At 57.5% G+C, this 8,891-nt stretch carries 6 protein-coding genes; 3 read left to right on the plus strand and 3 right to left on the minus strand.

The genetic code is table 11. The annotated features are described in order from the left end of the window. Positions 1 to 9: 9 nt before the first annotated feature. The 3 genes from GSM73_RS18685 to GSM73_RS18695 all read right to left on the minus strand — a co-directional run bounded on the left by GSM73_RS18685 (position 10) and on the right by GSM73_RS18695 (position 4,290). Positions 10 to 2,040, minus strand: coding sequence for a DUF262 domain-containing protein (locus tag GSM73_RS18685; RefSeq protein ID WP_160893450.1), 2,031 nt, complete (start codon positions 2,038 to 2,040; stop codon positions 10 to 12). Beyond that, complete coding sequence (locus tag GSM73_RS18690; RefSeq protein ID WP_160893452.1) at positions 2,030 to 3,457, minus strand: DUF262 domain-containing protein; 1,428 nt, start codon at positions 3,455 to 3,457, stop codon at positions 2,030 to 2,032. Before GSM73_RS18690 ends, GSM73_RS18685 begins: the two co-directional genes overlap by 11 nt. Before the next feature lie 89 nt (positions 3,458 to 3,546). Then, on the minus strand, positions 3,547 to 4,290 hold the full coding sequence (locus GSM73_RS18695) for a hypothetical protein (RefSeq protein ID WP_160893454.1): 744 nt from the start codon (positions 4,288 to 4,290) through the stop codon (positions 3,547 to 3,549). A 321-nt stretch (positions 4,291 to 4,611) separates the two neighbouring features. Here GSM73_RS18695 and GSM73_RS18700 point away from each other — a divergent pair, with 321 nt between their 5' ends. From GSM73_RS18700 to GSM73_RS27555, 3 genes are all read left to right on the plus strand, one after another. Beyond that, positions 4,612 to 6,069, plus strand: coding sequence for a DUF726 domain-containing protein (locus tag GSM73_RS18700; RefSeq protein WP_160893456.1), 1,458 nt, complete (start codon positions 4,612 to 4,614; stop codon positions 6,067 to 6,069). Between the two features lie 46 nt (positions 6,070 to 6,115). Beyond that, positions 6,116 to 8,305, plus strand: coding sequence for a hypothetical protein (locus tag GSM73_RS18705; RefSeq protein ID WP_160893458.1), 2,190 nt, complete (start codon positions 6,116 to 6,118; stop codon positions 8,303 to 8,305). Positions 8,306 to 8,316: 11 nt separating this feature from the next. Continuing rightward, positions 8,317 to 8,891, plus strand: a 575-nt coding sequence (locus GSM73_RS27555) for a dynamin family protein (protein WP_256676956.1), incomplete at its 3' end; no start/stop codon positions are given.

The following is an 8,891-nucleotide window of genomic DNA, read 5'->3' on the forward strand; positions in this document are numbered from 1 at the left end:
TACTCCACACTACTCAACGGCAAAACGCCTTTGGTAGTGGCGCTGCATTGCCGCCAGCATTGCCACCTGATGTTCAGCCGCCTGCGCATCTCCCCATTCGTTGCTCGAATAGATAAAGTCCATTTTCAAAGAGTCTGGCCGCTTATCTAGGGATCGCTTGTTCAGGAATCGCTGGCGCTTTTCATTGTATGGCAGATTGCTGTACTCGGAGTTGATGCTGCGCGAGACCAGCGCCAGATTGCCAAAGCGGTTCAGCCAGGCGCTGGTGACCTTATTGGTATCGGTCGCCTGTGGATTCTGCGGCGAAATATGCTCCACCGAGTTCTTGGCGGTGAAGCGGAAGTTGCCCCATGCATCATGATCACGATGCTGCTCATGCCAGAGTACAAAGTCCAGCTTGTAGAACCAGTAATGGGCAAAGTCGACGCCGTAATCGCAGTGCAGCACTGCCTCGAATTGAAGCGCAGCGGCGGTACGCCAGGGCTCGTTCATGAATGCCCGCGTGCGCACTATTAAGGGATCGCTCGTCACTTCCCCGAGCAGTTGGTTATCCAAATGACACAGGAAGCCGTAGTAGCGCTCAACCGCCTCCACGCCGCCACGCACGGTTTGCGCATGCTTGTGGATGAAATAGAGGAACGGTGTCAGCCAATAATGGGTGGTGATCTCCTGGGAATGGTAGAGCATGCTCTGCAGTAACGACATGCCTTGTTTCAGATCATTGTCACGGCTGCGATTGATGTAACGCTTGTCATCATTGGCAGAGATCGAGGTGTGGCAAATTTGATGAACCTCGTCATCCCCCTGATCCACCCACTTGATGACGTATTCATCCCAAAGCACCCGCATACGCCAAAGCAGGTCGATGAACCCTTGTGCCCTCGCGGTACGCTGCGCGGGCTCCGCCGGCTGCAGTAAATTGGCCTCGAACAAGGTAAGCAGGTGCCGATCCAGCACGCGGGGCAGATCCGGCTGCCCTTGCTCTTTCAACCAGATGCGCAGCACATGCAGAAGGAACAAAGGGAAGCCAATAATACTGCGCGCCCATGGTGCCTCCCCTTCGTCCATCGCGATGGTCGCGGATCCATTGTCAAACTTGGGATCTGCGCCGTTGACAATGTTCTCCAAGGTCAGCCGTTCAGCAGATTCCACCTGTGCAGCCTCGGCTCTTCGCGACAGCAGCCCGTGCACAGCTACTGCGTGAAGCAACTGCCCTTTGCTATAGAGATCACCCAAGCGGTGTGCCTCCAGCTGTGTATCCTGGCAGAGATTACGTTCGACAAAGCCACTCATGTCGGCACAAGCGTTCCACAAAGCTGCGTAACGGGAACGGCTTTCGGCGGGGATGTCGCGCAATAGCCTAGCCTTGAGAATTTCGTGATGCTGGAGCTGGATGCCGCGGTTGTTGATGACCTCAAACAACTTGTTCAAGTCCATCCCCTCAGGCACCTGTGTGAGCACGAGCGAAACCTTGCGATAAACGAAGCAAGCGAGTTCCTTGAGGTATTCGTCATCCACAAGCTTGCCATCCGCACGCTTGTAGGTCTGCTTGAAAGAAGCCATCAGTTGCTGAGCTTCTCTCATGCATTGAGTATCGGGGATCTCTGGGCTTGCTCCACTTTTGCCAGGCATCATGCTGGCGAGGAAGGTGTTCACCTGCTCGCGGATCGAGAAATGCAGGCGAGGAATCACGCTGTCTTTCAGCACTACCCTGCTGAAGTCACCCATCACTTGGTTCCATATGGCGACCGTGCTGAGCATCCACAGCGTCGTGAAGCGCTGCTGCCCATCGATCAGGTCGAAGCGGCGCAGTCCCTTAAGGCGATCTTGCTCAGAGGTTTTTTCGACCAGCAGGGCACCACCCAGAAAAAACTGGTCTTCGCCCCGATCAAAGGCATTCGCCATATCGGTCAGCAATGTCTTGATCTGATCATCACCCCAGACGTACAGACGCTGGTAGATAGGCACGTTGAAGCACCAGGCCGCGTCGTCTTGATGAACCAGCTGCTCCAAGGTGAAGAGACGGGAATCAATACTCATGGCGATCTTCCTGGCAAGTCTTCAAGTACGTTTCGAGCCATAGCGATTTACCCGCAAGGGTCGAGCATTCGGAGTCCAACTGCCCTTGATAGAAATCCAGGACCGCCCTCTTGTATCGCCCCTGCACCCCCTGCCCTGCTGATACCGTTTCGTTAGCATATGAAGACGCCACCGCTTGTTGTCGGTGCTGAAGGAAATCCAGCACCTGCTTCGGGTGGTAACTCTGGGCAATCACATCCAATAGGTTCAGCTCGGCCAGCCTGAAGAAATTGGCCGCAGTTTCCTGCTTGACCTGTTTCTTCTCCAGGCGAATCGCGCCCAGCAAAAACTCCAGGCGCAGGGCAAAAGCGGTCAGTTGTTCAACGTCGAACTGATCGACATACATCAGGCTACAGAGCATGAAGATCTCGCGCAGGTACTCCTGGTTACTACGCAGCAGCTGTTTGTAAATCGTGCGGAAGATACTGACCTGCGGACAAGGCGCAGGATCATTCATTAGCCGTTGCAGCAACGCTGCGTACTTGTCTGCGTATAGAAAGAACCCAACACCTTCATGGATGGGCTGACGCAACGCCATAGGCAGGCTTGCAGGATTTTGCCCGACTCGCAGCTGGCTACCCTGCAGCACATAATCACCATCTCCCGCCAGCGTCATGCAGGACGCTAGCCGATTATGCCGGGTCGCGTAGAGCGGCACGCTGTCAATACGGCTACGGCTGTCGGCGGCGTGGGGCCAAGTGTCGCGCTGGAATTCTGCCAGGAGCGGTTCGTGCTTCCCCGCAAGCGTGTGCGATCCGCGCCAACGCCGCGCACGCCAGAGAAAACGATTGAATAAGTTAGGGGCGAAGTCCTGACCTGGGCTCAGCACCGCCGGGTGGCGTTGCAGCCTCTCCCAGCGCTCTGCACAGTCCCTCTGCAGTGCAGCCTTGAGTTCAGTCTTCCCTTGCGCGTAGTCGATCGCACGCAGGTGATAGGCCTTGAGCAGGTCAGTGGCCTCCAAGCGCACCCCGCGGTTGTTCTGGGTGTCGAAGAAGGTGAAAGCGAGGTCAGTGCTGTCCACTTCGATCACTGTCAGCCGCAGCCTTTCGATGATCTGCGGCGCAATCGCCTCCATTTGCTTCAATGCTTGCAACCCTTCAGCAATATGTCGCGCGGATTGTCCCGAATAGCTGAGTGCCTGCCCCACTGGCAGCCTGCCGGTAGAGCGGTGGTACAACAGCGACAGCGCGGTGATGCGCTGCTGACCATCGATGATGAACCGCTTCGACTGGCTTGCGTCGCGATGCAGTAGCACACCACCCATGTAGTAAGGCAGGGTGGTATCCGCCTGTGCTGCATATGTTGCTAGGTCATTGACCAGTTGCGTCAGCTTGTCTGGCCCCCAGACGAAACCACGCTGATAGCTGTCCAATGCCAACGGCCAATCGCTTGCATTGAGTAATTCTGCGAAAGACAGAGTACTGACCCGTACAAGCGAACTCGGCTTGGCGGGTAGAATTTCTCGATTCAATTTTCGTCCCAACGTTTACGCAGCGTCCTGATCAGCGCGTTTCCTCGCAACGCGCGGCCGTCTGGCCCACAGAGTGCGACAGAGCCTTCCGGCAACCCGAAGAGTTCTTCAATCCTTGCCCGGATGGTGCTCACTTTCGCATCCGAGCGCGCGGCCCGATAGCGAGCCGCCTTCCGGTTTCCGATAACGACTGTCGAGTCTTCTTCCTGATCATCCGAAGCCTCCTGGTCCTCGGTATCCCAGGTCTCTTCCGCATCCTCCTCCTCGATCAGCTCGCCATCGTCGTCGACCTCGTCAGCCTCTTCGACTTCAGCGGTCAGGTCAGCCAGCGTTTGGGCATGGGAGTACCATGTGCTGGCATCCTCTTGTTCCCAGACTAAGCCATCCTGGACATGGAAGGTGCGCAGGGCTGCGGAAGACGGAACGTAATCACTGAACCGCGACTTCACGGCCGGCAAAAGTTCAAAGCCAGCCCCCAAGGCACGCAGCACTTTTTCTGGGCCTGCGACCAGCAAAAACTCAGACCAGCACGGCTCGCGGAAATTGACGCTGACAGTACCGTACATATAGAGAGTCGCCCGCAGTGAAGCATCTTGCTCTGCCAATTGGGTGAGTACCTGCATCACAGTGCGGTAGATGCTGAAACCTGCGTCCTCAATGGACTGCGAATCGACCTCGACTGTGGGTAAGGGCGATTTACTGTTGACGAACGCGAGCTCCGTCACCGATTTCTTGATCATTGCCTTCATTCCTTGAGCGGGACCTTGGATGGATGTAACGAGCTGATTTGCGACGATTGCAAATGTTGGGATGACCGCAGAAAGCCGCGAGATCCATCACCAAGCGGACGCCGCATGGCTGAAGGGGCATAATGCCACTATTGCATGACTAAGACTCTAGAATCCCTCGTCGAGCCTGGTTTTCTGCTTGGGGTGCCACCTGAGACAGCAGAAACGTCAAGCGAGATCAACGGCGTGATTGCGCTAGCAGGCTGGCAGTCTGCCACCTAGCCTGACATGCTAAGCCCCTGTAGATCGCGCCCTCGCCCGGAGCTCTCGCCCTTGAAACCCCAGCACTTCAGTTTCACTACCCAAGCCTTCAACAGCACTGCCACCACCGCCAACGTGTTTATCCACGGTTACTCCGCGGGCCACAACTTCACCGACCGGACACTGCTGGTCAGCCAGATTCCGCAGACCTTGAATACCGATATCAACCTGCTGGCGTTTTGGGAATCCAGCCACTTCGGTTCGATCGGCAAGCTTTCGCGCAATGTCATCTTCGGCGCCTCACGCCTGCACCCCGCAGCATCGCTGGCAGCGTTTGCCGGGGACAGAGCCGTGCATTTCGCGATGTCCCGCAAACGCGCGAATCTCGTTGGCGAAGCCCTGCTCGATGAGCTGGGGGAGTACCTGCTAGAACACTACCCCTACGTCACCCACGTAAACCTTGTCGGCCACTCTTTGGGCGGACGAGTGATGATCAGCGCGCTGCGCAAACTGGCCCAAAACCGCGATGCGTGCGACCTGGTCATCAATGACGTGCTGTTGATGGCTGCTGCTGTAGAAGTGTCGGCGGACGAAGCACAGACGTTGAACGACACCGCGAAACGTGTAATTAACGCCTACTCCAAGTCAGACGGTGTGTTGCTGCTCAATGCCGATGAAAAGTGCCTAGGACGGCATGAAGTTAAGCCCTTCGATAACGTTGAAATGACCAAATTCGGCCACCTGGATTACTGGCCGAAACTGCATGACGTGCTCATGCGCACGGGGTTTGCCGGCTTCAACGGCCAACAACTCGGCCAGCCTCAGTTGCAAGACCCGGTGCTCAACGACATCCTGCTGTATGGCCTGCTTCAGGGCGTCCCGCGAGAGGTACTGGCCCAAGGCATCAAACACCTCAAAACCAGCAGTTGGACCAGCATTGATGAGCAACAGCCGCTGCACTCCTTCGTCCGCGAAATGCAGCACCTGGGTGGCCACTGCATGGTGAATTTCGTGCGGGGCCGGGGTATTGCCTACGCCGCGCTGCTGGACATGCTGGTGGAGCACTTCGACCTGGGCAATGACCGACAACGTTGCGGCGCCGTCGTGGAGTTAGAGGCGCTGTTGGTTCGGCAAGTGTTCGACAACGCGTTCCCGGAAGGTCATCCCTTCAGCAGCTCGCCTATTGCCGCAGTGAAGGCCATGCCTGCTGACACCTATTTCAGCCATGTCGACGCACTAGCTGAGCGCTTGACCCTGGCCTCCTACGCCAAGGCTCCCACCTCTGCTCCAGAGGTGGAAAGCTCCCAAAGGCTAGCAGTCACCGGCGCGACCCTCAATATCACGCAACTAGCAAGCTGGAAAATTCTGTCGGCGTTGCCCGAGCTACTGGGCACGCATATAGCCGGCCGCTGGATGACTAATTTCAAGACCGCGCTGAAACCCGGCTACTCGGCTTTGGTTCCCGCCGTGGCTGTGGTGTTTTTTGCGCGGGTTCACTGGGGGAGCGAGCGCGGGTTTAGACAGCGCTGAGACACCCACCGCACCAAGCGCAACCAACGTCAGATAGGAAGACACCATGACTGCACCCGAAGACCTCCCCGAAGGTCTCTACCTCAAGCTCATCGAACATGTCGCCGCGCTGCTCAGCGCCCTGGGCCGAAGCGCTGACGACGCCAGCCTCGCCTCTGCCCAGGCGGATGCCCAAAACAAGCTCAAGGAGATCGAGCAGGCCCTGACCAAGGCCATCCTCGAGCTGAAGGAAAACGCTGAGCACAAGACCTTCACCGTGGCTTTCTACGGGGAAACCAACGCGGGCAAGTCGACCCTCATCGAAACCTTGCGCATCCTGCTCAAGGAAAGCACCAAGCAGGCCCAGCGCCAGCGCTTCCTCGCCCTGCAACAGAAGTCAGGCCTGAGTGAAGCAGCACTACAGGCAATGGAAGGGGAAATCGCCTCGTTGACCTCGCGCTTGGCCCAGGCCAAGGCTGAGGTGCTCGCCGCCGACGCCCGCCACGACCAACGCCAGGTCGAGCAACAGTTGCAGGAAGAGGCCCTGCGCACACGTATCGAAGAACAGAAACACAACGCAAACCTGTTCCAGCGCATCCTCAACCTGTTGCGCAAGCTGCCCGAAGAAATCGCCCTTGTGCAGTTGCAGGCCGGAGCCTCGGTACTGCCGGTGCAGCGTGAGGCCGAGCTAAACACTTTGCGCCAGCAACAGGAACAATTGCAGGGCCAGCTCGGCGAGCAAAGCCAGCGCTATGCTACGACGCTCGACAGCCTGCAGCAGTTGGCCGCTGTCGAAGACGGCCGCATCATCGGCGATGGCCGCGCCGACTTCACTCGTGAAACCCAGGCGTACACCTTCGAGAGCGCTGGGCAGCAGTTCCAACTGCTCGATGTACCCGGTATCGAGGGCGATGAAAGCAAGGTCTGCGAGCAGATCAATAAGGCGGTAAAGCGTGCCCACGCGGTTTTCTACGTCACCTCCAAAGCAGCGCCGCCGCAGACAGGCGACGCCGGGCGGCCTGGCACGCTGGAGAAGATCAAGGCGCAACTGGATGCGCAGACGGAAGTATGGACGCTATACAACAAGCGCATCACCAACCCTATCGCCCTCGACAAACCAAGCCTGGTAAGCGCCGATGAACAAACCAGCCTGGACAACCTCGACCAGGTCATGGCCGGCCAGCTCAAGGGCCACTACCGCCGCAGCATGACCCTGTGCGCGCTGCCTGCGTTCTACGCCGCTGCCGAATGCCTGGTGCCGCGCTCCATCGCGGCGACCAGCCGCAAGAAGTTCCTCGATGCCATGCCGGCGGACGAGCTACTCACGAAGTCCGGCATCAAGCAGTTCTACCGGCACCTCACCCATGACCTGGTGACCGATGTGAAGGCCAAGATCCGCCTTTCGAATATGAACAAGGTGCAGTTGGCCGTCACCCACGTGTGCGAGGAAATTGCGGTCATCCAGCGCAAACAGTTCGCGCCACTGGCCAAGAAGCTCAAAGAAGAGGCCGAGAGCGCTTGCGACCAATTGCAAATCGCCTTCAAATCGCTCAACAGCCGACTCGCCAACGAGGGCGAGAAGGCTATCGGCCAATTCGAAGAGAACGTGCGCAACCGCGTGTACGAACGCATTGGAAGCAACATCAGCAACGATGAATTCAAATCCACTCTCGAACAGGTATTCGAGAGTGAGCAAGCCGCCCTGCAAGAAAAACTGCCTGCGGTGTTAGATAAGCAAGTCGAGCGGTTCCAGAACCAAGTCAGCGATATCGTGCAGCGCTTCGAAGCTCATGCCAAAGATCTGCTCGACGGCTACTCGAAAATCGGCAAGACCCGCTTGGCCAGCGACTTCAACCTGAATGTGAACATCGACAACGGCATCAACGTAGTGGGTCTGCTCGCCAGCCTGGCCGGTGGCGTGGCGTTGTTCTGGAACCCGGTAGGCTGGGTGTTGATGAGCATTGGCGTGGCCACGCTACTTATTGGGGTGCTCAAGTCGGTGTGGGGCTTCTTTGACGACGACTACAAGAAAGGCCAACAACGCAAGGCCACCGACAAGAACCTCGATCAAGCCTGTGAGGCCATCCGCGAAGGTTTCCAGAAAACCCTCAAGCAAGCGCTGCCGCCGCTGGAAGAAAAGATCGAGCACATTGACAGCGTCCTGCATCTACCCGCCCGCCAGGCCACGCACATCCACCGCAAGCTCGCAGCCGCGCACCGCGGCCTGAACGACCTTGCCAGCAACTTCAACGCATAAGGAACTGCAAAATGCATTCGACTCTTGAAAGCTTTCAACACCAGAACAACCACGCGCTGGCACTGCTGGGCAAGCTGCAGGCGTTTCTCAAACAAGGTGCCGCGCTGGGCGTCAATATTGACCCCAGCCTGTTGAGCAAACTCGAACACGCCAGCCAGAACCTGGCCACCGAAAAGCTCAAGATCGCCCTGATCGGCGGCTTCTCCGAAGGCAAGACGTCCATCGCCGCCGCGTGGATGGAGCGCCTGGACAAAGCCAGCATGAATATCAGTCAGCAGGAGTCGTCCAACGAAGTGAAGGTCTACGACGTAGACAACAACTTCGTGCTTATCGACACCCCCGGGCTGTTCGGTTTCAAAGAGCAGTACAACGCCGACATCGATGCCATGGAGAAGTACAAGGACATCACCCGCAAGTACGTCAGCGAAGCGCACTTGGTGCTGTATGTGATGAACTCCACCAACCCTATCAAGGACAGCCACAAGGACGACCTAAACTGGCTGTTCCGCACCCTCGACCTGCTGCCGCGCACGGTGTTCGTGCTCAGCCGCTTCGACGAAGTGGCCGATGTTGAAGATGAAGACAG

The sequence above is a fragment of the Pseudomonas sp. PICF6 genome (genome assembly GCF_009831705.1).
GTDB classification, from domain to species: Bacteria; Pseudomonadota; Gammaproteobacteria; order Pseudomonadales; family Pseudomonadaceae; genus Aquipseudomonas; species Aquipseudomonas rhizophila.

Coding starts and splice junctions, on each gene's coding strand:
- GSM73_RS18685 (WP_160893450.1), bottom strand. CDS start 2,040: ATGAGTATTGATTCCCGTCTCTTCACCTTGGAGCAGCTGGTTCATCAA.
- GSM73_RS18695 (WP_160893454.1), bottom strand. CDS start 4,290: ATGATCAAGAAATCGGTGACGGAGCTCGCGTTCGTCAACAGTAAATCG.
- GSM73_RS18705 (WP_160893458.1), top strand. CDS start 6,116: ATGACTGCACCCGAAGACCTCCCCGAAGGTCTCTACCTCAAGCTCATC.